This is a genomic window from Aminobacter sp. 01T433 (assembly GCF_056398585.1).
Window position 1 is genome coordinate 1 of the sequence record NZ_JBFTPR010000012.1, and the last position, 21,926, is coordinate 21,926.

28 protein-coding genes and 1 tRNA gene are annotated in these 21,926 nt (G+C 61.1%); 16 read left to right on the forward strand and 13 right to left on the reverse strand.

From position 1 onward, the window contains the following. The coding region (locus tag AC1DLV_RS19960; RefSeq protein ID WP_476801666.1) for a DUF1515 family protein at positions 1-355 on the forward strand (355 nt) is incomplete at its 5' end. A gap of 195 nt (positions 356-550) precedes the next feature. Here the strand turns inward: AC1DLV_RS19960 and AC1DLV_RS19965 are convergent. From AC1DLV_RS19965 to AC1DLV_RS19980, 4 genes are all read right to left on the reverse strand, one after another. Beyond that, a complete protein-coding gene (locus AC1DLV_RS19965; RefSeq protein ID WP_476801667.1) occupies positions 551-1,423 on the reverse strand; it encodes an ATP-dependent DNA ligase in 873 nt (290 codons plus the stop codon). 1 nt (position 1,424) lies between these two features. Further along, positions 1,425-1,622 (reverse strand): hypothetical protein, encoded by a 198-nt coding sequence (locus AC1DLV_RS19970; RefSeq protein ID WP_476801668.1) that lies wholly within the window; start codon positions 1,620-1,622, stop codon positions 1,425-1,427. A 159-nt stretch (positions 1,623-1,781) separates the two neighbouring features. Next, a complete protein-coding gene (locus tag AC1DLV_RS19975) occupies positions 1,782-2,006 on the reverse strand; it encodes a hypothetical protein (protein WP_476801669.1) in 225 nt (74 codons plus the stop codon). 54 nt (positions 2,007-2,060) lie between these two features. After that, positions 2,061-2,312 (reverse strand): hypothetical protein, encoded by a 252-nt coding sequence (locus AC1DLV_RS19980; RefSeq protein ID WP_476801670.1) that lies wholly within the window; start codon positions 2,310-2,312, stop codon positions 2,061-2,063. Positions 2,313-2,337: 25 nt separating this feature from the next. Here AC1DLV_RS19980 and AC1DLV_RS19985 point away from each other — a divergent pair, with 25 nt between their 5' ends. After that, positions 2,338-2,685, forward strand: coding sequence for a hypothetical protein (locus AC1DLV_RS19985; protein WP_476801671.1), 348 nt, complete (start codon positions 2,338-2,340; stop codon positions 2,683-2,685). Positions 2,686-2,835: 150 nt separating this feature from the next. Here AC1DLV_RS19985 and AC1DLV_RS19990 read toward each other — a convergent pair. Both AC1DLV_RS19990 and AC1DLV_RS19995 read right to left on the reverse strand, forming a co-directional pair. Further along, a tRNA-Val gene (locus tag AC1DLV_RS19990) sits at positions 2,836-2,910 on the reverse strand. A gap of 68 nt (positions 2,911-2,978) precedes the next feature. Beyond that, positions 2,979-3,662, reverse strand: coding sequence for a phosphoglycolate phosphatase (locus AC1DLV_RS19995; RefSeq protein ID WP_476801672.1), 684 nt, complete (start codon positions 3,660-3,662; stop codon positions 2,979-2,981). A gap of 144 nt (positions 3,663-3,806) precedes the next feature. Here AC1DLV_RS19995 and rpiA point away from each other — a divergent pair, with 144 nt between their 5' ends. From rpiA to AC1DLV_RS20015, 4 genes are all read left to right on the forward strand, one after another. After that, the gene (rpiA, locus tag AC1DLV_RS20000; RefSeq protein WP_476801673.1) at positions 3,807-4,505 is read left to right on the forward strand and encodes a ribose-5-phosphate isomerase RpiA; all 699 of its coding nucleotides are present in this window, start codon (positions 3,807-3,809) and stop codon (positions 4,503-4,505) included. 18 nt (positions 4,506-4,523) lie between these two features. Further along, positions 4,524-5,096, forward strand: coding sequence for a DUF2059 domain-containing protein (locus AC1DLV_RS20005; protein ID WP_476801674.1), 573 nt, complete (start codon positions 4,524-4,526; stop codon positions 5,094-5,096). Between the two features lie 183 nt (positions 5,097-5,279). Beyond that, positions 5,280-6,674 (forward strand): glutathione-disulfide reductase, encoded by a 1,395-nt coding sequence (gene gor / locus AC1DLV_RS20010; RefSeq protein ID WP_476801675.1) that lies wholly within the window; start codon positions 5,280-5,282, stop codon positions 6,672-6,674. A gap of 157 nt (positions 6,675-6,831) precedes the next feature. Continuing rightward, on the forward strand, positions 6,832-8,205 hold the full coding sequence (locus AC1DLV_RS20015) for a class II 3-deoxy-7-phosphoheptulonate synthase (protein WP_476801676.1): 1,374 nt from the start codon (positions 6,832-6,834) through the stop codon (positions 8,203-8,205). A gap of 22 nt (positions 8,206-8,227) precedes the next feature. Here the strand turns inward: AC1DLV_RS20015 and AC1DLV_RS20020 are convergent, their stop codons facing one another. The 3 genes from AC1DLV_RS20020 to AC1DLV_RS20030 form a co-directional block, all read right to left on the reverse strand. Further along, the gene (locus tag AC1DLV_RS20020; protein WP_476801677.1) at positions 8,228-9,025 is read right to left on the reverse strand and encodes an RES family NAD+ phosphorylase; all 798 of its coding nucleotides are present in this window, start codon (positions 9,023-9,025) and stop codon (positions 8,228-8,230) included. Continuing rightward, positions 8,985-9,365 carry an antitoxin Xre/MbcA/ParS toxin-binding domain-containing protein gene (locus AC1DLV_RS20025; RefSeq protein WP_476801678.1) on the reverse strand — a complete coding sequence of 127 codons (381 nt, stop codon included), beginning with the start codon at positions 9,363-9,365 and terminating at the stop codon, positions 8,985-8,987. Before AC1DLV_RS20025 ends, AC1DLV_RS20020 begins: the two co-directional genes overlap by 41 nt. A gap of 81 nt (positions 9,366-9,446) precedes the next feature. Continuing rightward, the gene (locus AC1DLV_RS20030) at positions 9,447-10,517 is read right to left on the reverse strand and encodes a GGDEF domain-containing protein (protein ID WP_476801679.1); all 1,071 of its coding nucleotides are present in this window, start codon (positions 10,515-10,517) and stop codon (positions 9,447-9,449) included. A gap of 326 nt (positions 10,518-10,843) precedes the next feature. On the opposite strand from AC1DLV_RS20030, the gene AC1DLV_RS20035 reads away from it, so the two are divergent. The 4 genes from AC1DLV_RS20035 to AC1DLV_RS20050 all read left to right on the forward strand — a co-directional run bounded on the left by AC1DLV_RS20035 (position 10,844) and on the right by AC1DLV_RS20050 (position 13,205). Further along, positions 10,844-11,263 (forward strand): GFA family protein, encoded by a 420-nt coding sequence (locus tag AC1DLV_RS20035; RefSeq protein WP_476801680.1) that lies wholly within the window; start codon positions 10,844-10,846, stop codon positions 11,261-11,263. Positions 11,264-11,367: 104 nt separating this feature from the next. Then, entirely contained in the window at positions 11,368-12,165 is a 798-nt protein-coding gene (locus tag AC1DLV_RS20040; RefSeq protein ID WP_476801681.1) for a DODA-type extradiol aromatic ring-opening family dioxygenase, read from the forward strand. Positions 12,166-12,214: 49 nt separating this feature from the next. Further along, positions 12,215-12,574, forward strand: coding sequence for a diacylglycerol kinase (locus tag AC1DLV_RS20045; RefSeq protein WP_476801682.1), 360 nt, complete (start codon positions 12,215-12,217; stop codon positions 12,572-12,574). Positions 12,575-12,614: 40 nt separating this feature from the next. Beyond that, a complete protein-coding gene (locus tag AC1DLV_RS20050) occupies positions 12,615-13,205 on the forward strand; it encodes a hemerythrin domain-containing protein (RefSeq protein ID WP_476801683.1) in 591 nt (196 codons plus the stop codon). A gap of 3 nt (positions 13,206-13,208) precedes the next feature. On the opposite strand, the gene AC1DLV_RS20055 is transcribed toward AC1DLV_RS20050, so the two are convergent. Further along, positions 13,209-13,790 (reverse strand): DedA family protein, encoded by a 582-nt coding sequence (locus AC1DLV_RS20055; protein WP_476801684.1) that lies wholly within the window; start codon positions 13,788-13,790, stop codon positions 13,209-13,211. On the opposite strand from AC1DLV_RS20055, the gene AC1DLV_RS20060 reads away from it, so the two are divergent. The 5 genes from AC1DLV_RS20060 to AC1DLV_RS20080 are packed head-to-tail and all read left to right on the forward strand — an operon-like array spanning position 13,790 to position 18,289. Next, the gene (locus AC1DLV_RS20060; protein WP_476801685.1) at positions 13,790-14,062 is read left to right on the forward strand and encodes a hypothetical protein; all 273 of its coding nucleotides are present in this window, start codon (positions 13,790-13,792) and stop codon (positions 14,060-14,062) included. The two genes, AC1DLV_RS20055 and AC1DLV_RS20060, sit on opposite strands and share 1 nt — an antisense overlap. Positions 14,063-14,100: 38 nt before the next feature. Continuing rightward, the gene (locus tag AC1DLV_RS20065; protein ID WP_476801686.1) at positions 14,101-14,814 is read left to right on the forward strand and encodes a DNA-3-methyladenine glycosylase I; all 714 of its coding nucleotides are present in this window, start codon (positions 14,101-14,103) and stop codon (positions 14,812-14,814) included. A gap of 53 nt (positions 14,815-14,867) precedes the next feature. Beyond that, positions 14,868-16,580 (forward strand): NAD+ synthase, encoded by a 1,713-nt coding sequence (locus tag AC1DLV_RS20070; protein ID WP_476801687.1) that lies wholly within the window; start codon positions 14,868-14,870, stop codon positions 16,578-16,580. Between the two features lie 48 nt (positions 16,581-16,628). Beyond that, complete coding sequence (locus AC1DLV_RS20075; protein ID WP_476801688.1) at positions 16,629-17,048, forward strand: GNAT family N-acetyltransferase; 420 nt, start codon at positions 16,629-16,631, stop codon at positions 17,046-17,048. A 5-nt stretch (positions 17,049-17,053) separates the two neighbouring features. Next, positions 17,054-18,289 (forward strand): MFS transporter, encoded by a 1,236-nt coding sequence (locus tag AC1DLV_RS20080; RefSeq protein WP_476801689.1) that lies wholly within the window; start codon positions 17,054-17,056, stop codon positions 18,287-18,289. 10 nt (positions 18,290-18,299) lie between these two features. On the opposite strand, the gene AC1DLV_RS20085 is transcribed toward AC1DLV_RS20080, so the two are convergent. From AC1DLV_RS20085 to AC1DLV_RS20095, 3 genes are read right to left on the reverse strand one after another with little or no spacing between them, the layout of a single operon-like run. Then, the gene (locus AC1DLV_RS20085) at positions 18,300-18,920 is read right to left on the reverse strand and encodes an ATP-dependent Clp protease proteolytic subunit (protein ID WP_476801690.1); all 621 of its coding nucleotides are present in this window, start codon (positions 18,918-18,920) and stop codon (positions 18,300-18,302) included. Positions 18,921-18,956: 36 nt separating this feature from the next. Next, entirely contained in the window at positions 18,957-19,340 is a 384-nt protein-coding gene (locus tag AC1DLV_RS20090) for an SRPBCC family protein (RefSeq protein WP_476801691.1), read from the reverse strand. Then, on the reverse strand, positions 19,337-19,651 hold the full coding sequence (locus AC1DLV_RS20095) for an ArsR/SmtB family transcription factor (protein WP_476836217.1): 315 nt from the start codon (positions 19,649-19,651) through the stop codon (positions 19,337-19,339). The genes AC1DLV_RS20090 and AC1DLV_RS20095 overlap by 4 nt, the downstream gene beginning before the upstream one ends. Before the next feature lie 339 nt (positions 19,652-19,990). Here AC1DLV_RS20095 and AC1DLV_RS20100 point away from each other — a divergent pair, with 339 nt between their 5' ends. Then, positions 19,991-21,793, forward strand: a complete 1,803-nt coding sequence (locus tag AC1DLV_RS20100) for an ABC transporter ATP-binding protein (RefSeq protein WP_476801693.1) — start codon at positions 19,991-19,993, stop codon at positions 21,791-21,793. The last annotated feature ends 133 nt before the right edge of the window (positions 21,794-21,926 follow it).

Here is a 21,926-nt window from a genome sequence, read left to right on the forward strand (position 1 = left end):
AAGGGCTGGGGAATTGAGCGAACGCAGCATGGACATGATGTTGGGGCGCATGGAGGGTCAGCTTGAAGCGATCCTTGATCGTATGGACCGCGCCGACGAAAGCAGGGCAGGCGTTCACCGTCGGCTCGACGAGTTCACACATCGCCTGACCCGCGTCGAGTCTGATGTGATCGCGGTAAAGCATAGCCAGACAAGCATGCAGGCGGTGACAGACGATGTGGTCAACCTTCGCACCCAAGCCCAAGGGGCGGGCACTGCGGGGCGGGTGCTGCTCAGGGCAGGGGTTGCCATCATTAGCGCGGCGGGATGGCTGCTTGGGCTCTACACTTGGCTGACAGGCCGACCGCCGCCCTGACCATTCGTAGCTTCCCCGACCCGAGCCGGCGGCCTCCGGCAATGAAAGGAGCAACCATGATCCATCTGCGACACATCCCGCCTGATACGGTCATCACTGCTCGAACCTATGTCAGGCCGTGGCCTGGCTGAACGCTCCCATATCCTCAGAACACAACCGCCCCGCTGCCGAAAGGTGGCGGGGCTTTTTCTGCGTTTATGGCCCAAGGATCTCGGTCACGGTCGCATGACGAAGCTTGTCCTCGCCGCGCAGGTGCTTGGCCATGACGCGCAAGACCGGCTGTACCGGCACGGCTCCTTTGTTGCCGGCCCCGATTGAGGCGGCCCATTTCCCTGTGTGCAGATATTCCAGCGCCTGCCAGAGTTCGTCCCGTTGCTTCCCGCCGATTGCGGGGATTGCCCGCCCGACGTAGTGCAGATCACCGTCGGCAAGCAGCAGTGACGGCGCCGCGCCTTTCTTGCGCTCGTAGCCGATCACCACGAATTCGCCTGTGGTGTAGGTTTTGATCTTCAGCCAGTCCTTGCTGTCGCCGCCGCGGTAAATGCTGGCGCGCCTCTTGGACACGATGCCTTCGAGGTTCATCCGTTCGGCCGCGGCGAATAGCTCAGCACCGGTGCCGCTGAACTCTTCGCTGAATTGGATTGAGATGTCCGGCCGGTGAGGGCCAATCAGTTCTTGCAGCCTGGCACGCCGGTCGTCGCAGTGCTCGCGGCGCAAATCCTTCCCATCAAGCCCCAGCAGGTCGAACGCATAGAAGACAAGGCTCGCGCTTTCCCATCGAATCGCGCTGGCAAGTTTCTTGAAATCGGTCCGGCCGGTCTCGTCCTGCACCACCATCTCGCCGTCTAGGATGGCATCGCGTTTGATGAGGTCGCGCGCAGCGGCCAGCACCGATGCGTATTTCGGGGACCAGTCATGGCCGTTGCGGGTGAAGGCTAACGCTTCCCCACCGGCAAGGTGGATCTGGGTTCGGTAGCCGTCGTATTTGATCTCATGCGACCACGCATCGCCCTCAGGCGGCTTGTCGACGAGCGTCGGGATGCACGGCGGGATGAAGGGGCTTGTCACCCTATTTTTGGACAGGCTGTGCGGCCATCACCCTATCGAGCCTTTGGCGCGATCGCCCGTAGATCTTAATCAAGGCCCGCGCCTGGCCGGTGGAGAGCCCATATTTCTCCGCAAGGGTCGCTATCGTGTAGCGATCATCGGCGGTCGCGTTCAAATAGTCGATTAAGTCCAACTGCCGTGAGTCATGCTGTTGGGTCATGACGTTCTCCCAGAAATCGACGCGAAGAAACGCGCGAGGGCGGGGAATCGATCCATTGAATGAACTTGGCCGGCGCCTCCCGGCTGAGTCTTCCAAAGCTGCGCCGGCCTGCGGACAGATTTCCGCCGCATCCAAGATTACCAGCCAGCTTTTGCGGGCTCAAGCGCCCCGTGCCAAGCGGATGTCGTCGTCGGTCTTATCGTTCATCCGCAGTGCTGTGAGATGGTTGTCGGTTAGTTCGTAGATGGCTGCTGCGATCTCTTCCGGCCCCCATCCTGCCGTCGCCATGTTCTCCCAGACCTCTCGGAACGCTTGGTCAGCCGCTTCCTGGCAATCGATGCTGCGGTCGGGATATTTCTCTTGGCGCCTGGGGGACTTTGCCATTCCTGCCTCGCTGACTTGATCGAGGCCATAAGCTTTTGAGCAGGCAAAGGTTGCTCATCGAGGTAGCTTCCCGGCGATATAGATGCTATTGAGTTCGCGATTGCCGCATTTCTTGCAGACCGTGAAACGGGTAGCAAAGCGCAAGAATCGCTGTTGGCAGCGTCGCTCCAGCTTGGCGCGGTCAATCGGCCCTTTATGGCTGCAGCACCCGCACCGCACCCCGAGTATCCACCATTCGGCGATGTCCTCGAAGGTGACTTCCCAATAGGCCTTGTTCCCCACAACGGCCGAGACTTCCATTTCCATAGCGTGCTCCTGAGAGAACGCCCCAATGGCGGAGGGATTTATTCCTGTTGGGTGGGCTGGTCAATTGACAGAATGGCCTTGCTGTTCTTATTCCGTTCGCATGGCGTATTGGACGGTTCAGCAATTGATCGACGAAGGCATGACGCTGCATGCGTACTGCCACAACCCGCGTTGCCATCATAACAAGCGAATCGATCTCAACGTCCTGCTCGACAAACTCGGCCCCGATGCGCCGGCAATGGCTGACGATCTCGCTCCCAAGATGCGCTGTGAGAAATGTAAGGGGAAAGCCGTTGGCTTGATCTACGCGCCGGACAAGACAACCGGGGACGTCAATCCGTTCGCGAGAAACTCGAATGGTCGCCGAGGTTGATTCTCTCGGGAACGTTCTGCGAACACCGTCCACGGATTTTCCACGGGTCGGCCTGCCATGTTCTGCGCTTGTTCGCCAGAGTGTGCCGAATGCCAGCGATGGCGCAGCCGCTATGTTGGATAAATTATCAGGGAATTTCAGATAGTTAGATGGTGGGCGATGCAGGGATTGAACCTGCGACCCCACCCGTGTGAAGGGTGTGCTCTCCCGCTGAGCTAATCGCCCGTCCGAGGCCTCAAGGGCCGAACGTTCGGGCGATATAGGGGAGGGTCGGGAGTCGTGTCAAGGCGACTTTATCGACTTGCTGCGTCAATCAGCTTTTGTGCCATGCCAAGCGTCAGTTCGTCATAGTGCGAGATGATCATCGAAGGCTCGAATTCACGCACGTGTCGCTCGGTGTAGCCGAAGTCGACGGCGACCACAGGAATTCCTGCTGCCTTGGCAGTATCGATGTCGGTTACCGAATCGCCGACCATCACCGCGCGCGACACGTCGCCGCCTGCCTTGGCGATGGTTTCAGTCAGATGCCTGGGGTCGGGCTTGCGGATGCCGAAGGTTTCGGGGCCGGTGATGGCAGCGAAGCGGTCGGACAGCCCAAGTGCCGCGATCAGGCCCATGGCGAGGTTTTCGTATTTGTTGGTGCATACGGCGAGCAGGTAGCCTGCCGAAGCGAAGCGCTCCATGGCTGCAACCACGCCAGGGTAAGGCAGCGAGCGGCCCGGAATATTGGCGGTATAGTGGTCGAGGAAAATGTCATGTAGGCGGTCGTGCTCGGCAGCGGCCAACTGCTTTTGCTGCGAGGTATAGGCGCGCTCGATCATCACCCGTCCACCTTGCCCGACAAAGCGACGGAAGGCGGTGTCGTCGACTTCGGCGAGGCCACCGGCGACAAGCGTATGGTTCAGGCTGTCGAGCAGGTCGGGAGCGGTATCGACAAGGGTTCCGTCTAGGTCGAAAACGATGATCGGTTTGGACATATGGCTCCGCTTTCACAGGTTCGTGCGTCGCACAGGCGATAGCCCCGTGCCTGCCATGGCGCAAGCGGAGGTCATAAAACCTTTGACCCAACGGGCAAAAATGCTAGGAGCCAAGCCTGATATTCGAGGATTTTGCGAACAATCATGGATGCCAAGGCTTTGAAAATCGAGGCGGCACGCGCCGCCTTGGGTTATGTCGAGAGCGGAATGCGCCTCGGCATCGGGACCGGTTCGACCGCCGAGGAGTTCGTCAGGTTGCTCGCGGTTAAGGTTGCCGCCGGCATGCAGGTCATCGGCGTGCCGACGTCGGAGCGCACAGCAGCGCTTTGCCGCGAACTGTCGGTTCCGCTGTCGACGCTCGACGAGACGCCCGAACTCGACCTGACCATCGACGGTGCCGATGAGATCGATCCGGCGCTTACTCTCGTCAAGGGCGGTGGCGGCGCGCTGCTGCGCGAAAAGATCGTGGCTGCCGCCTCGGAACGCATGGTCGTCATTGCCGACGAGACCAAGCTGGTCGACACGCTTGGCCGTTTCCCGCTGCCGATCGAGGTCAATCCGTTCGGCCTCAAGGCCACCGAAATCGCCATCGCCAAGGCGGCTGCGAAGCTTGGTCTTTCGGGGCCGCTCGTGCTGCGTAAAGTCGGGGGCGAGACCTTCGTAACCGACGGTGGACATTTCATTATCGATGCATCTTTTGGCCGCATTCCCGATACAAGAGCGCTTTCTGATGCCCTGCACGCCATTCCCGGCGTGGTGGAGCACGGTCTCTTTCTGGGTCTGGCCACCGTTGCCGTCATCGCCGGCTCGGATGGTGTCAGAACCGTCCATCCGACCCGCTAAACAGGAGTTCTATTCATCATGATTTTGACAAACCGGCTTCGCCGCTTCTCCGTCATGGTGGCGGCTTCGGCATTCGCGGCCGTCGCATTCTCGGCCCAGGCCCAGGAGATCGGCGAATCCCACATCAAGGCAGCGCACGCAGCGATTGCTGCGATCCACGCGACCGACAGCTTTGATGCGATCCTGCCGCAGGCAGCCGCTGCCCTCAAGCAGCAGCTGATCCAGCAGAACCCCGACATGCAGGAAGTGATCACCAATACCGTCGATGAAAAGACGTTGGCCATGGCCTCGCGCCGCGCCGACCTTGAGCGTGAGTCGGCGCTTGCCTATGCCAAGGCGTTTTCCGAGCAGAACCTCACCGATATTGCTGCCTTCTACAATTCCGAAGCCGGCAAGAAGCTGATCGAAAATGGCCCGATCGCCTCGCGTGAATTGGTCAAGGCCGCAGAGATCTGGCAGAACGGTATCGCGCGTGACCTGTCCGAGCAGGTTGGCGAGCAGCTGAAGGCCGTCATGGGCACCGCAGCCCCGGCTGTAACCGAAGGCGCTGCCCCTGCTGAAGGCGCTGCACCGGCCGCACCCAAGAACTGATCAGCCGCGACCAACGGTCACGATCCAGGAGCCCGGCATTTGCCGGGCTTTTCTTTTGCCGCTGCTGCCACTACCTGTGACCCAACCACACTGCATCCATGGTGATGCGCAGTTTCAAAGACTTAGAGCGACCTTTGCGCGCCATCGCACGTGCGCTGCTGCTCTAACCGCAGGAAGGATATCATGGCCCAGTACGACTACGATCTCTTCGTCATCGGCGGCGGCTCGGGCGGGGTGCGTGCAGCACGCGTTGCTGCGGCCTTGGGCAAACGCGTTGCATTGGCCGAAGAGTTCCGTTTCGGCGGCACCTGTGTCATCCGCGGTTGCGTGCCCAAGAAGCTCTATGTCTACGCCTCGCAGTTTCCCGAGCATTTCGAGGATGCTGCCGGCTATGGCTGGACCGTTGGCGAAGCCAAGTTCGACTGGGGCACGTTGGTCGCCAACAAGGAGCGCGAGATTTCGCGGCTTGAGGCGATCTACAAGCGCAATGTCGAAGGCTCTGGCGGCGAAACGATCCAGTCGCGCGCCGTTCTCGTCGACAGCCACACCATCCGGATCGAGGCCGAAAACCGCACGGTGACCGCCGACCAGATCCTGATCGCCACTGGTGGACGGGCCGCTGCGCACCCGGCACTGCCGGGGCATGAACACTGCATCTATTCCAACGAGGTCTTCGACCTTCCTGTCCTGCCCAAGGCGATCATGATCGAAGGCGGCGGCTACATCGCCGTCGAGTTCGCCAACATCTTCCACGGGCTCGGCGTCGAGACGACGCTGGTCTATCGCGGCAAGGAAATCCTAAGCCGCTTCGACATGGACCTCAGGCGCACCTTGCATGAGACGATGGAGCAGAAGGGCATCAAGATCCTGCTGCACTCGGTTTCGCAAGAAGTGGTCAAGCGCAGCGACGGTCGGCTCGATGTCAAGCTCAGCTCGGACCAGTCGTTGACTGTCGACCAGGTGCTTTTGGCCATCGGTCGTACGCCCAACACCGAAAACCTCGGCCTTGAAGCCGCCGGCGTGGCGATGGACAAGCAGGGCGCGATCGTTGTCGATCGTCTGTCGCGGACCAACGTCGAGAATATCTGGGCCGTCGGCGACGTCACCAACCGCGTTCAGCTGACCCCGGTCGCCATCCATGAGGCGATGTGCTTCGTTGAGACGGCATTCAGGAACAATCCGACCGAGCCTGATCACGATTGCGTGGCGACCGCCGTGTTTTCGCAGCCCGAGATCGGCACCGTAGGCCTGTCCGAAGACGATGCGGCCAAGCGCTTCAGGCATCTCGAAATCTACCGCACCAGCTTCCGCCCGATGCGCCACACGCTTTCGGGACGCCAGGAAAAGATGCTGATGAAGCTGGTCGTCGACGGCGACACGCGGCTTGTGCTTGGCGCCCATGTGCTTGGCCCCGACGCCGGCGAAATGGCGCAGTTGCTGGGCATCACGCTCAAGGCCGGGCTGACCAAGGACGACTTCGATCGTACCATGGCGGTGCACCCCACGGCTGCGGAAGAACTGGTGACGATGTACAAGCCCAGCTACATCGTGAGGGACGGAGTGCGCGTCGACGACTGACGTTGCCGCCGCTTGGAACCTTCCGTAGGGAAACGTTCGATCTCGGGCGTGTTCCGGGGTAGATTAGGGGCTCCTCATCGTGTAAAGAGCCGCGTTCCCGCAATGGCGGGCTATGGCGCGGGTGAGGTGCCCGTTAGCGAACTTTTTAGGTGCGAACATGACGAAATGGTCCCCGAATTCCTGGAGAAGCATGCCGATCCAGCAGGTCCCGTCTTATCCGGACTTTGCGGCGCTCGCAGAAACGGAAGCCCGTCTCGCAACCTTTCCCCCCTTGGTTTTTGCAGGTGAGGCGCGCAAGCTGAAGAAGCAGCTTGCTGCCGTTGCCAATGGCGAAGCCTTCCTGCTCCAGGGCGGCGACTGCGCTGAAAGCTTTGCCGAGCACGGCGCCGATAACATCCGCGACTTCTTCCGCGTCTTCCTGCAGATGTCGGTGGTGCTGACCTTCGCTGGCGCACAGCCGGTGGTGAAGGTCGGTCGTATCGCCGGTCAGTTCGCCAAGCCGCGTTCGTCCGACAACGAGACCAAGGGCGACATGACGCTGCCGAGCTATCGCGGCGACATCATCAACGGCCCGGCCTTCGACGAGAAGTCGCGCGTGCCTGATCCTGCACGCCAGGAGATGGCCTACCGGCAGTCGGCCGCAACGCTGAATCTTCTGCGCGCTTTCGCTCAGGGCGGCTATGCCAGCCTCGAGAACGTGCATCAGTGGATGCTCGGCTTCGTGTCGAACAGCCCGCAGGGCGAGCGCTATGAGGCTCTGGCCAATCGCATCACCGAGACGATGGATTTCATGCGCGCGGTGGGCATCACGTCCGAGACCAACTACGCGCTGCGCGAGACCGATTTCTACACCAGCCATGAGGCGCTGCTGCTCGGCTACGAGCAGGCGCTGACCCGCGTCGACTCGACCTCGGGCGACTGGTACGCGACCTCCGGCCACATGATCTGGATCGGCGACCGTACGCGCCAGCCCGATCATGCCCATGTCGAGTACTGCCGTGGCGTGAAGAACCCGCTTGGTCTCAAATGCGGCCCGTCGCTGACCCCGGACAGCCTGTTGAAGCTGATCGACCTGCTCAACCCGGAAAACGAGGCTGGCCGCCTGACCCTGATCGCGCGCTTCGGCCACGACAAGGTTGGCGATCATCTGCCGAAGCTGATCCGTGCCGTCGAGAAGGAAGGCCGCAAGGTTGTGTGGTCGTGCGACCCGATGCACGGCAACACGATCACCGCAGCCGGCTACAAGACGCGGCCCTTCGACCGCATCCTGAGTGAAGTGCAGAGCTTCTTCGACATCCACCGCTCCGAGGGCACGCACCCGGGCGGCATCCATGTCGAGATGACCGGCAACAATGTGACGGAATGCACCGGCGGCGCCCGCGCCATCTTGGCGGAAGAGCTGCAAGATCGCTATCACACCCATTGCGACCCGCGTCTCAACGCCGACCAGGCGATCGAGCTCGCTTTCCTGGTTTCGGAACTGCTCCGCAAGAGCGCGCCGACGCCGGTGAAGAAGGCCGTCAACGGCTGATACGCAAACTGGGTTCAATGAATCAGAAGGCGCCGGTATCGACCGGCGCCTTTTTCCGCTGCCAGCGCATGTGCTGAAGGCGGGGATCGGTGGCGAAGGATGTCCGGTCAAAGCCGATGCGGATTTCGGGAAACTCGCAGATGGCCTGGACGCCGGACTGGCCGAGGCGAATGCGCCAGGTCTGGCGCTCCACCGGTGCGGGTTTTGCAAAGACCCGGCAGGTGAGCAATGCGACGTTGGCACCGCCGGCGGGGTCGCGCACTGAGCGGTAGCGGATTGCCTCGCAGCCGGCCTCGCGGGCCGTATCGGCCAGTTGCTGGCAGGCGGCATAGTCGGTCGGATGCGTCCAGGCTGCCGCGTCCTGCGCAAGTGGCGGCACGGTCAGGTCGGCGGCACGAGGCGTTTTGATGGCTGCTGAAAACGCGGTGTATTCGGCGGCGTCGCTCGGCCAGGCCGTATCGGGCGACTCTGAAAAGAACAGCAGCCGGTAAAAGGCCATTTCCGAAACCGCGGTTTCTACCTTCTCTGCCGCATAATAGACGCCGAGTGTCTTGCCGGCGCGGCGGAAACGCGAACCGCTGGGATAGTTCGAGCCGTAGCGGAACGGCGTCGCCAGGAGATAATGCAGGTGCCGGCATTCGAGCGGGATGAGCGGCTTGGTCGCTTCGATCAGTTCTTCGAGCGCTGCTTGCTCATCGAGGTCATCGACAAGCTTCAAGGTGGAGACACGGTGTTGTGCCTCGACCAGCCGCCAGCAGCGGCCGTCGAGGGAGCGCGCCTCAGATGAGAGCGCGGCGGGCGTCCAGATAGGCAATGACATCGACAAGCCCGGCTATGGTCACGATTTTTTCGAGCGGCACAGCATCGAGTGCCGTATTTTCGTTGCGCAGCCATTCACGGGCTATCGGTTCGTCGCCGCCAACAATGGCGTCGAGCGAGCGGAACAGGCGGACAAACAGCACCGCGAGCTCAAACGGTTTGCTGCCGGCGTCCAGCGCAAACTCCTGCTTGCGCATGCGCGACACTGTGGCTTCGGACACGCCGATGATGGAGGAAAGCACCTTGGCGGTGATGCCGAGCAGGTCGGCGGCGCGCAAGGTCGCTTTGGTGATGACTGTGCCGGGTGCTGTGGCCGTCTCTGATCCTGGATGACTTCGCATCGAACTCTCCATTTCTCTGGCAAATATAGTCCAGAAACATTCCTATGGAAAGAGATGGGCGTGACGAGGGCGAGCCTCGCTTCAATCCTTCTTGTAAAGCATCCAGCTCTTGCCCTGGCGTTCGGCGATCGTCGAGTAGCGGGTGACGCGGTTGCGGCCGATCAGCTTGGAGCGGTAGAGCGCGCGGTCAGCCTTGGCATAGAGGTCTTCCGCACTCTCGGCGTCGGATGCCATGCACACGCCCATCGAAACCGTCACCTGGCCGCAATTCACGCCCGGCTGAATTTCTTTGAGTTGTGTCTGCGCAACCAGCAGGCGAACGCGGTCGGCGATCTCGTAGGTGGCTTCCTCGGTGGTGCCCTCGACGATCAGCGCGAACTCCTCGCCGCCGGTGCGGGCCACGAACATGTCGCGATGAACGCTGGACTGGAAGATGCTGGCGATGATGCGCAGGATCTTGTCGCCGACCGGATGGCCGTGCCGGTCGTTGATGTCCTTGAAGCGGTCGATATCTGCCAGGATCAGGGCACTGAACAGGATGCCCTTGTTGTCGTTGTAGATCTTGGCGATCCGCCGGTCGAAAGCACGGCGATTCCAGATGTGGGTGAGGGGATCGGTGTCGGCGAGCTTCTTGTACTCTTCGAGCTTCGATTTGACGCTTTCGAGTTCGCTTGACTTGTCACTGAGCGTGCTGGCGACTTGCTTGCCGTGGTCGATGGTGGACGCGGTTGCCACCGACATCACGCCAACGATCTTCTGCAGCAGTTCCTGTGACATGGCGGTGCGGCTGTTCAGCCCGCTCGATGTCTCGTCGAGCACCTTGCCATAGCGCTCCAGATGGGTGCGCTCGTTGCGTAGCAGGCTTGCCACGCCTTCGAGTTCGCGGGCAAGCACTTCACGTGCGTGCTCGACGATTCCCTGGCCGTGATTCTGAGCGAAGAACTTCTGGCCAACCAGGTCGAGCTGCTCCTGGGTGGGGCGATTTCCGAGGGCTATGACCTCGAGGCTGAGCGCCGGGTTCGTTCCGGTGAGCGCCTCGTAGAAGATCTCGTAATTGCGCGGCAACCCAATCACGCCCATCTGGCCCATGGTTGCCACGACAGTGCTCGCAATATCGTTGCCTCGGTCTGTCGGGGCGGCTGCGGAATGCATTATTGTCCCGTTTCAGTTGGCCAAACGGCCGGCGGCGCGCCGGCGTGAAGCTAGCGGGCAGCCGGTCGGGGGCGCGAGCGGCGTGAAAGAGAAAGTTTGCAATGGCGCAGGTCCCCTCTGCGCACCTCGCTTGCATTGATATCTAATTTAGGCTGGCTAAGGTTTCCTTAATTTGCAGCGCTGTGACGGTCATTTTTCTACCACAGGGTGTATTTTCGCCGTGCCAGCCGTAGCATGGCATGGGCCAGAACGCCGAATGTCGCAAATCCTCGAGCAAAATGTCTTGATATGGGCCAGCTTAAGTCCAGTCGGTCGAGGAGAGGGCTATGGACAACACACATCAGGGATCGTGTCTGTGCGGCAGCGTGCGGTTCACAACGACAGCACCGCTGCGCGGGGTGGTCTACTGCCACTGTACGCAATGCCGCAAGCAGAGCGGGCATTATTATGCGGCAACCAGCGTTGCCGATGGCCAGCTCGAGGTTCAAGGCAGCGAAAACATCACTTGGTACTCAGCGTCTGAGTTTGCCCGGCGCGGCTTTTGCAACCGCTGCGGCTCGTTGCTGTTCTGGAAGGCACATGGGCAACCCGACATCTCGATCATGGCGGGCCTGTTCGACGATCCCAGAGGGCTTGCCGGATCATGCCACATCTTCGTTGGACAGAAGGGCAGCTACTACGAGATCAACGATGGTTTGCCGCAATATGAGCGGTCGACTCCCGACATCGCCGTCGCAGACGGGTGAACGTCCTGCTTATGTCTGTTCACGATTGGTGAACGCTTCGTCGTGTGGCTGCAATCTGCACGAAACAATCAACGAGGCGTATATTCCAGGCAAGGAGAAAGAACATGAGCTCGTTGCCCACCCTTTTCATTTCGCATGGCGGCCCCGATATCGTTTTGGCCGAGACGCCGGCGCGCCACTATCTCGAAACTGTCTCGCAGCTGATGCCGAAGCCCAAGGCCATCGTCATCGTATCTGCGCATTTCGAGACCGACGGCGTTGCGGTCGTCACTGATCCCAAGCCCGGCATGATCTATGATTTCGGTGGCTTTGCTCCGGAACTGTACAAAATGGTTTATCCGGCGTCAGGAGAACCTGCGCTCGCGGCCAGGGTTTTCGGCATGCTCGAAGCTGCCGGCCTCAAGCCGCATACCTATGAAAAGCGTGGTTACGACCATGGCAGCTGGACGCCGATGAAGTTGGCGTTTCCCGATGCCGACATTCCGATCGTCCAGGTGTCGATCGACCCCAATCGCGACGCCGCATGGCATTTTGCCATCGGCAAGGCATTGGCGCCGCTGCGCGACGAAGGCGTGCTGTTGATCGGCTCAGGCCATATCACGCACAATCTGCGGGCTTATTTCAGCAGGTTGCGGCATGGAGCGGAACCTGATCCGGCGCTTGCCGGAAAGGTTCATGCGTTCACCGACTGGTTCGCCGACAAGCTTGGCTTAGGCGATACTGCAGAACTGCTGGATTGGCGGGCCAAGGCGCCGTTCCCTGGAGACAACCATCCGACCGACGAGCACCTGATGCCGATCTTCTTTGCCTATGGTGCGGCGGGCGAGGGCGCCAAGGGCCGCCGCGTGCACGATTCGGTCGATCACGGCTTCTTTGCCAACGATTCCTATCTGTTCGACTGACCGCCAAGCCGCTACATGATGCCCTTTCGAAGATTTGAAAGGGCATTCCATGGAGCGGCTGGTCAAGGCTTTCCAGAATTCGGTGCGCGCGTTCTCGCGGCTCATCCGCACCGAAGCGGCATTCCAGCAGGAGATCATGCTGCTGATCGCAGCATTGCCGATCGGCTGGTTCGTCGCCGGCACCTGGAGCGGTTATGCGCTGCTGATCGGTTCGATCCTGTTTTTGATCACCGTCGAAGTGCTCAACACCGGCATCGAGGCGGCATGCGATGCCGTCAGCCGCGAATTCAACATCGACATCCAGCTCGCCAAGGACTGCGGCTCGCTGGCGGTGCTGATCTCGATTGTCATCGTTCTCGGCTTCTGGGGCTTCGCCATTGTCGAACGCGCCCTTGGTCTTCCGATCTGACGAGTGCGTCCCCATATGTCAGTCACCAAAGGAGACCTACATGGCTGACATGGCCAACACTCATCATCTTGAAGCGCGCCACGGTCTGCCGGAAGATCTGCGCTGGCTGGTCGAGCAATATCCGCGCGAAGACTGGCGCGCCCACGATAATGTGCACGGCATGGCGTCGATGTGGCTGCAGCGCCATGACATGTTCCGAGAACTCGGCGCGACACTGACTGGTGGTATTGGCGATTATCGCGAGGGCAGGCTCGACGCGCCTGAGTTCGCGCGCTGGTTCGCGCCGCGACTCAACTTCTTCCTCGGTAATCTCGACGGCCACCACAATGTCGAGGACCAGCATTATTTCCCGGCCTTCGCCAATGCCGAGAAGCGGTTGAAACGCGGTTTCGATATCCTCGATGCCGACCATCACCTCATTCATGATGCGCTGGAGCGCAACGCTGAGACGGCAAACGCCTTTCTCCGTGCACTGCAAGTAAGCGAAGACAAGCAGCGCTTTGCCGCTGACGCCTATGCCGATGAGAACGCTCGGCTGGTCGCCATGCTGTCCCGCCACCTCGACGACGAGGAAGACCTGATCATTCCGCTCATTCTCGATCGGGGAGACCGCGCGCTCGGCGTCGGCTGATACCTATTCGCGCGGCTCTTTCTTGGCGACATGATGGGCGAGAAGCCATCCGGCGATCGCTACCGCCAGGCCGATGCCCAGACCTATCAGCAAGCGATGGTGACCCTTCAGCGTGTCGCCGATGATATGCTCGGCGCCGAGGCCGAAGACATAGCCAAGGCTCACGAACAATGCTGCCCAGACCAGCGCCGATAGCGCGTTGAGGGCGAGAAAGAGCATGACCGGAATGCCCGACAGGCCGGCGGCGATGCCACCGGCGATGCGCATGCCATAGATGTAACGGTTCGCCAGCACGAAGAGATTGGGGTGGGCCTGGACCATTCTGTAGGCATGGCTGAAGCCGGGCCGGCGCCTGAGCAGGCGCACCCATTTATGGCCGGAAAACCGCCGGCCAAGGACAAAGAACAGCGTGTCGCCCAAAAAGGCGCCGGCGGACGCAACGGTCAATACTTGCCACGGCGCGAATATCTGCTGGTGGGCGAAAAACCCGCCGAGGATCGCCACGCTTTCGCCTTCGGCCATGCAGCCGATGAATACGGCAAGAAGCCCGAAGCGCTCAACGAGGTAGTGGACAGTGTCCATCATTGGGCGCGCGCATCATCAGCGATGGGAGCCATGCGTCGCATCGGCTCGGCGCGTTCGCGAACCTTTTCGCGAAACAGGATGATCTCCTGGAAACGTATTTCGTCGCGGTTTTTGTGCAGCGCCATGATCCTGGTCTCGGCCTTGAGGTTTACCGCATCATCATGCGCACCGTCGATGCGGTCACGCCTGGCCTTCCGGTTTCGCGAAGGGACATCTTCCACTCCGCAATGAAGGCGCAAGCTTGGCAGCCGCATATCCATATACGAAGATGACGGATATCGCATCGCGACGCGGCGAGGAGGGAAGATCGATGGCGGATTTTGCGAAGATCAGGGCGCGTGCGGCCGAGCGCAAGGGCGGCGACGCCGTGCTGATGTCGCTGCTCGGCCCTGCGTCCGATAATGCAAAACTCGCCAAGGTCACCGACGACCGAATTCTCTCCACCATGGCTGAACGGGTCTTTGCGGCAGGTTTTGTCTGGCGCGTGATCGAACAGAAATGGCCGGGTTTCGAAGAAGCGTTCCTCGGCTTCGAGCCGAAGCGCCTGCTGTTCCAGCCTGACGACTTCTGGCACGACCTTGCCTCCGACAAACGCATCGTGCGCAATCCGCAAAAAATCAGGTCAGTGCGCGACAACGCGGCTTTCGTCGAGCGTGTATCAAACGAGCATGGCGGCTTCGGAAAATTCCTGGCCGCCTGGCCCGCCGACGATCAGGTCGGCCTCACAGCCTATCTTGGCAAGCACGGCAGCCGGCTTGGCGGCAATACCGGGCAATATCTGTTGCGCTGGCTCGGCTGGGATACGTTCATCATGTCGCAGGACATGATTTTGGCACTGCGCGACGCCGGGCTGGACATTGGTGCAAGCGCTACCTCCAAGAAGGATCTCGCCAAGGTACAGGGCCAGATTAACGAGTGGGCAAAGGCAACCAAGCTGCCGCGGGCGCATATCTCGCGCATCCTGTCGATGTCGATTGGTGTCAATCGCTCGGCCGACGAGCTGCGCTCCTACATGGACGAATGATGGTCCAATCGAACGGCATTGCCCGACACAGATACGCAGGCTAAATCGCTGACATGACGAAAAAAACTACTCCCGATGTCCTCCGCATCGCTGTCGCCCAGCTCAACCCGACAGTTGGCGATATCTCAGGCAACCTTGCCAAGGCGCGCGAGGCGAGGTCGGACGCGGCGCGTCAAGGTGCCGATCTGGTCTTGTTCACCGAACTCTTCCTGGCCGGCTATCCGCCGGAGGATTTGGTGCTCAAGCCGGCCTTCCTTGCGGCCTGTGAGCGTGCGGCAGACGATTTTGCCAAGGACACGGCCGACAATGGTCCCGGCGTCATCATCGGGGTGCCGCTCAAGCGCAAGAGCGGGGTGCATAACGCGATCATCGTCGCCGATGGCGGCAAGGTGATTGCCGAGCGTTTCAAGGTCGACCTGCCCAACTATGGCGAGTTCGATGAAAAGCGCGTCTTCCAGCCGGGGCCCGATTTGCCTGGACCGGTCAATTTCCGAGGTGTGCGCCTCGGCATCCCGATCTGCGAAGACATCTGGGGCGAACTTGGCGTCTGCGAAACACTGGCGGAAAGTGGCGCCGAGATCCTGCTCGTGCCCAACGGCTCGCCCTACTACCGCGCCAAGATGGATGTCCGGCACCAGGTGGCGATCCGCCAGGTCATCGAAAGCGGCCTGCCGCTGCTCTATGCCAATCAGCTCGGCGGCCAGGACGAACTGGTCTTCGACGGCGCCTCGTTCGCAATCAACGCCGACCACTCGCTGGCTTTCCAGATGAGCCAGTTCGAAGAGGCGGTGGCGGTCACGACATGGAAGAGAAACCGCGACGCCGCAGGCGCGCAAGATGGTACAGGCGAAGGCTGGACCTGTGTCGAAGGCCCGATGTCGAAGATCCCCGAGCGGGAAGAGGCCGACTACCGCGCCTGCATGCTGGGCCTGCGCGACTACGTCAACAAGAACGGCTTCAAGAATGTCGTGCTAGGCCTCTCCGGAGGCATCGATTCGGCGATTTGCGCAGCCCTTGCCGTCGATGCGCTGGGCGAAGAGCGGCTCAGGGCAATCATGATGCCTTATCGCTACACCTCGGGCGACTCGCTGAAGGACGCGGAAGACTGTGCCCGCGCGCTCGGCTGCCGCTACGATATCGTGCCGATCCATGAGCCGGTCGATGGCTTCTCGCACGCGCTGACGCAGCTGTTCGAGGGTACCGAAGAGGGCATCACCGAAGAGAACCTGCAGAGCCGCGCGCGCGGCACGATCTTGATGGCCGTGTCCAACAAGTTCGGTTCGATGGTGGTGACCACCGGCAACAAGAGCGAGATGTCGGTGGGCTATGCCACGCTTTATGGCGACATGAACGGCGGCTTCAACCCGATCAAGGATCTCTACAAGATGCAGGTCTATGCGCTGTCGCGCTGGCGCAATACGCACGTGCCACCCGGCGCGCTCGGCCCTTCGGGCATCGTGATCCCACAGAACATCATCGACAAGGCGCCGTCGGCGGAACTCAGGCCCAACCAGACCGACCAGGATTCGCTGCCGCCCTATCCGGCGCTCGACGATATCCTGGAATGCCTGGTCGAAAACGAAATGGGCGTCGACGAGATCGTGGCGCGTGGCCATGACCGTGACACTGTCCACCGCATCGAGCATCTGCTCTACATCGCCGAATACAAGCGGCGGCAGGCGGCACCGGGCGTGAAGATCACCAAGAAGAATTTCGGTCGCGACCGGCGCTATCCGATCACAAACAGATTCAGGGATCGCGGGTAAGGCTCTGAACCAACATCGTGCGGTAGAGTCCGCCGAAAGGAACGGCCTATGACTGCGGTCGAGATCAGCTTTGACTTGTCGCGTATCGATTTCGGCAAGACGTCAGAAGTTATCAAGGCGAGCTATTGGGGAGCGCAGCGGAACGACGCGCTCAACCGCCGCGCCTTTGAAAACTCGCTCTGCGTCGGCGCTTATCTTGACGGCCAACAGGTCGGTTTCGCGCGGGTCGTCACCGACTATGCCTGCTTTGCCTATGTGTGCGACGTCGTCGTCTGGCCGGAACATCGCGGGCTGGGCATTGGCAAGAAGCTGATTCAGGCACTGCTCGATCACCCCGAACTTGCGACTGTCACAGGCTGGAGCTTGCGCACCAGCGACGCGCATACCTTGTACAACAAGTTCGGCTTCGAGGTTTCGAGCGACGGCATGTACATGCGCCTGGCGCGGCAGCCCGCCACCCGCGAATAGAGCGCATGTCGTACATAGCCTTTGTCCGCGACAACCCGCGCTGGCTCGCCGGCGGGTTTTTGCTCACCTTCTTTTCGACCTTCGGCATGACATCGTTCATCGCGCTGTCGGCCGGCGACATCCGCCGCGACTACGGGCTGTCGCATGGCGAATTCGGCACGCTTTACATGTTCGCGACACTCGCCAGTGCGCTGAGCCTGCCGCGGCTTGGCCAGATCGTCGACCGCTACAGCGTGCAGAAGGTGGTGCTGTTCGTCGTTCCGATGATGGCGCTTGCAAGCGCGTCGATGGCGCTGTCCCAGCACCTCGTCCTGCTGTTTGTGACCATCTATCTCCTGCGCCTGTTTGGCCAAGGCATGATGGTGCATGCCGCCTATACCGCTACAGCGCGCTGGTTTTCGGCCCAAAGGGGGCGGGCGCTTTCAACCGTCATTCTTGGCCACAACGCTGGCGATGCGATCATCCCGATGGGCTTTGTGCTGCTCGCCACCTCCGTTGGCTGGCGCGACAGCTGGCTTCTGGCGGCCGTGGCTCTGGCGTTGATCGCGGTGCCGGCAATCGCCTTGCTGGTTGCTGCTGACAGGAAGCCGCGCTCGTCGGATCCTGTGACGCGTCGGATCGATGCGCGCGACTGGACGCGTGCCGAAGTGGTCCGCGATCCGATCTTCTACCTGTTGCTGCTCGGCGTCATGGTGCCAGGATTGATCGTGACGACCCTGTTTTTCCATCAGGTCTATCTGGTGGAACTGCGGGGCTGGTCGCTCGAAGTCTTTGCTTCGTCCTTTGTGGTGACGGCGGTGGTCAATGCCGTCTTCACGCTGATCGTCGGCCAGCTGATCGACCGATTTTCAGGCGTATCGCTGCTGCCATTCGTATTGCTGCCCTTGGGCTTCGCCTGCTTGTTGCTGGGCCTGGTCGACGAGCAGTGGGGAGCCTTCGGCTTCATGGCGCTGCTCGGCGTTTCGAATGGTCTGTCGACGACGCTGTTCGGTGTGGTCTGGCCCGAAGTCTATGGCCTCAAGCACCTTGGCTCGATCAGGGCGCTGATCGTCGCCGCCGGGGTGTTTGCCTCTGCAATCGGACCGGGCCTGACCGGGTTCCTGATCGACGGTGGAGTTAGCTATCCCGGCCAGATCGTGGCCATGGGGCTTTACTGCTTTGCCGTTTCATTTGTCCTGCTGCTGGCTTCGCGCCGGGTGCGCGCGCGAAGCCAGGTCTCGGCGGTACCGGTCGAGGCTTGATGGGAACCAGCTATTTTGCCGAAAAGCCTTCGACGGTCCTGCGGCGGTCATAGACGTGGTCGACCAGTCCCCACTCCTTGGCTTCGTTTGCGGTGAAGAAGAAATCGCGGTCGAGCACGCGTGTCACTTCCTCCTCCGTCCGCCCGCAATGCTCGGCGTAAAGGCGCGTCATTCGGCGCTTGAGCTTGATGATGTCCTCGGCATGGCGCTCGATGTCGGAAGCCTGGCCGCGAAAGCCGCCTAGTGGCTGGTGCAGGACGACGCTTGCATTGGGCAGAGCGATGCGTCTGCCCGGCTCGCCGGCTGCAAGCAGGAAGGAAGCCATGGACCCCGCCGTGCCCATGCACAGCGTGGAAACCGGGCTGCTGATGAAGCGCATGGTGTCGTAGATGGCAAAGCCGCTCGTCACCATGCCGCCGGGCGAGTTGATGTAGAACGAGATTTCGCGGTTCGGGTTTTCGGATTCCAGAAACAGAAATTGCGCGCAGATGAGCGATGCCGAGTTGTCGTCGACCTCGCCATTGAGGAAGACAATCCGCTCACGCAAAAGCCGGGAAAATATGTCGAATGAGCGTTCGCCGCGTGGCGACTGCTCCACCACCATAGGGACGAGTTGCATCGTGTCGCGCATGCGCGAAATCCTTTCCATCATTGATGTGTTTTGGGCTTAGGCGGCGCGACTCATCAGCGGTGGGCTGTTCGAATTTGCCGGAGCCATAACGGTTCGCGCCGCTTCAACACTGTGGGTCAGGCGAAACGAAGTTCCACCATCGGGGTTCGGCGACAGGTCGAAGGTGACGAAGCTTTCGGGTTCGCTCGTTGCTGCGTCGCTCCAGGCATAACGGACGCGCGAATAGGGCAGGGCCTCGACGATACGATAGGCCGGGCCATCCTCATCAAAGCCATCAATTTCGAGTGCTGGCACATCCAGCCAAGTCGCTACCAGCTCCGGCACGGTCAGCGCCCGCCAGACCTTTTCCGGAGTTGCCTCCAGCTCGCATTCGACGACGATGTCTTCGTCGCTTTTGTCCTGCCTGTGAGCGTCCATCATTGGTCCTTCTCCTTGAGCAGCGTCTTCAGCCTCTCGACTCGCTCCGGCCAGAAGGCGCGGTAGCGTGTCAGCCAGTCGAACAGCGGCCGCAATCCGTCGGGATTGACGGAGTAGTTCACATGCCTGCCGGCACGCTCCTCATTGACCAGGCCGGCGCCGCGCAGCACGGCAATGTGCTGCGAAACTGCAGGCTGGGAAATCTCCAGGCCTTCCCGCAGCTCGGTCGCATTCTTGGCGCCTGCCAGAAGACGGTCCAGAACGGCGCGGCGGGTCGGATCGGATAGGGCACGGAAAACATCGAATTCGTTCATGGCAGTGAGATAAGCATGGACTTATCTGTTGCGCAAGAGGCCTCGTTTCGCGTGTCGTTTCTGGCACAACAGGCTTCGGTCCAGAGCGGGGCTTGGCTAAGCAAAAATGCTCGGTTATAAGCAAACTCTTCGCGGCCACTAGCAGGGAGGTCTGAATGCCAGAATATGACATGTCCTCCCGACGTTCGACCCGGGGTCTCTGACCCGGCGAACAGCTTCCGGCGTTCTGTATTTCTGACGCCCCCGTACCGCGACTTCCTGGTTCAACACGAATTATTCGTCGCGCCTTTGAACATCTATTTCTAGGGACGGCGTCGGTTACGGCGCCTCAATGGCATCATGGCTCGTTTTGGTATCGATCTGCGCGGCGGTGCTTTCCGCAGCGTTTTGGGGTTCACTTTCAAGCACTGGCGGCACCAGCCGGTGCGGGTCGTCTTCATCTCGGCGACCGTGCTCATTTCGACGATGGCCGACGTCTTGACGCCGCTCTTTGCGGGCCGGCTGATTGACGCTGTGGCAAGTGGTGCGGCGACAAACGAGGTGGCCTGGAACGCCGCCCTGTCGGCGTTCGTCACGCTGCTCGCATTGGCGACCGGTTCGCTGGTGTTTCGCCACATCACCTTCATCGCCATCATCGACCTGACATTGAAGATGATGTCCGACATCGCCCAGAACGCGTTCCGTCGCGTTCAGCGCTTTTCGACCGACTGGCACGCCAACAGCTTTGCCGGATCGACGGTGCGCAAGGTGACGCGCGGCATGTGGGCGCTCGACCTGCTCAATGACACCCTTTTGCTGGCGCTGCTGCCGTCCATCGCGATGCTGGTTGGCTCGACAATCCTGCTCGGTTGGCACTGGCCGATGATGGGTCTGATCATCGCAGCCGGCTTGATCATCTTCATCGTCCAGACGGTGGTGATGTCGCTTGGTTTTGTCGCGCCGGCCGCAAGCCTCGCCAACCGTTGGGACACGCGCCTTGGCGGTTCCTTGGCCGATGCCGTCAGCTGCAATCAGGTGGTCAAGGCCTTTGGCGCCGAAGAACGCGAGGAAAGCCGGCTCGCCAAGGTGATCGCCAAGTGGCGCAACCGCACGGCGCGCACCTGGGCGCGCGGTACCATCAACGGCACAGCGCAAAACGTCACTCTGGTTCTGCTGCGGGCAGCGATCATCGGCTTTGCCTTGATGCTGTGGGCAGGCGGGAAGGCAACTGCGGGCGACATCGCCTTCGTCTTGACCTCGTTCTTCCTGCTGCAGGGCTATCTGCGCGATGTCGGCATGCACATCCGCAACCTGCAGCGCTCGGTCAACGACATGGAAGAGCTTGTCGACATTCAGGGGCAGCCGCTCGGCGTTGCCGATCGTCCTGGCGCCAAGCCGATCCAGATCCGCGATGGCGGCATCGAGTTCGACAATGTGACGTTCCACTATGGCACGCACGCGCTGCCGCTCTACCGGGACTTCTCGGTGTCGATCAAGCCGGGCGAGCGCGTCGGTCTTGTCGGGCACTCCGGTTCGGGCAAGACGACCTTCGTCAAGCTGATCGAACGGCTCTACGATGTCGGCGGCGGCCGGATTACGATCGACGGGCAGGACATCGCCAAGGCGACACAATCGTCTTTGCGTTCGCAGATCGCGATCGTCCAGCAGGAGCCCATCCTGTTCCACCGTTCGTTGGCCGAAAACATCGCCTATGCCCGGCCGGGCGCGACGCAGGCCGAGATCGAGCACGCGGCAAAGCTCGCCAGTGCGCATGATTTCATCCAGCGCCTGCCCAAGGGCTACGGCACGCTGGTCGGCGAACGCGGCGTCAAGCTGTCGGGCGGCGAGCGCCAGCGTGTTGCGATTGCCCGCGCCTTCCTGGCCGATGCGCCGATCCTGATCCTCGATGAGGCAACGTCGAGCCTTGATTCGGAATCGGAGGTGCTGATCCAGGAGGCCATGGAACGGCTGATGGTTGGGCGCACGACGCTGGTCATCGCGCATCGGCTGTCGACGGTGCGTTCGCTCGACCGGCTGCTGGTCTTCGATCGCGGCGAGATCGTCGAGGAAGGCCGCCACGAAGCGCTGGTCCGGCGCGACGGCGGCATCTACCGCCGCCTGTTCGAACGCCAGGCGCTCGAGCTTACCAAAGGGCTTGTCTGAGCAGTTATGGGCCGCGAGAAATCGCGGCCCATTCGTCATTTTCGGGCAGCTGCGGCCTCTTTGGTCGGCTCCATTCAAGCTGAGCTTGCGTTGTTTCTGAAAGGCGGGTCGGGGGGCGCCGACTTGTCAACAA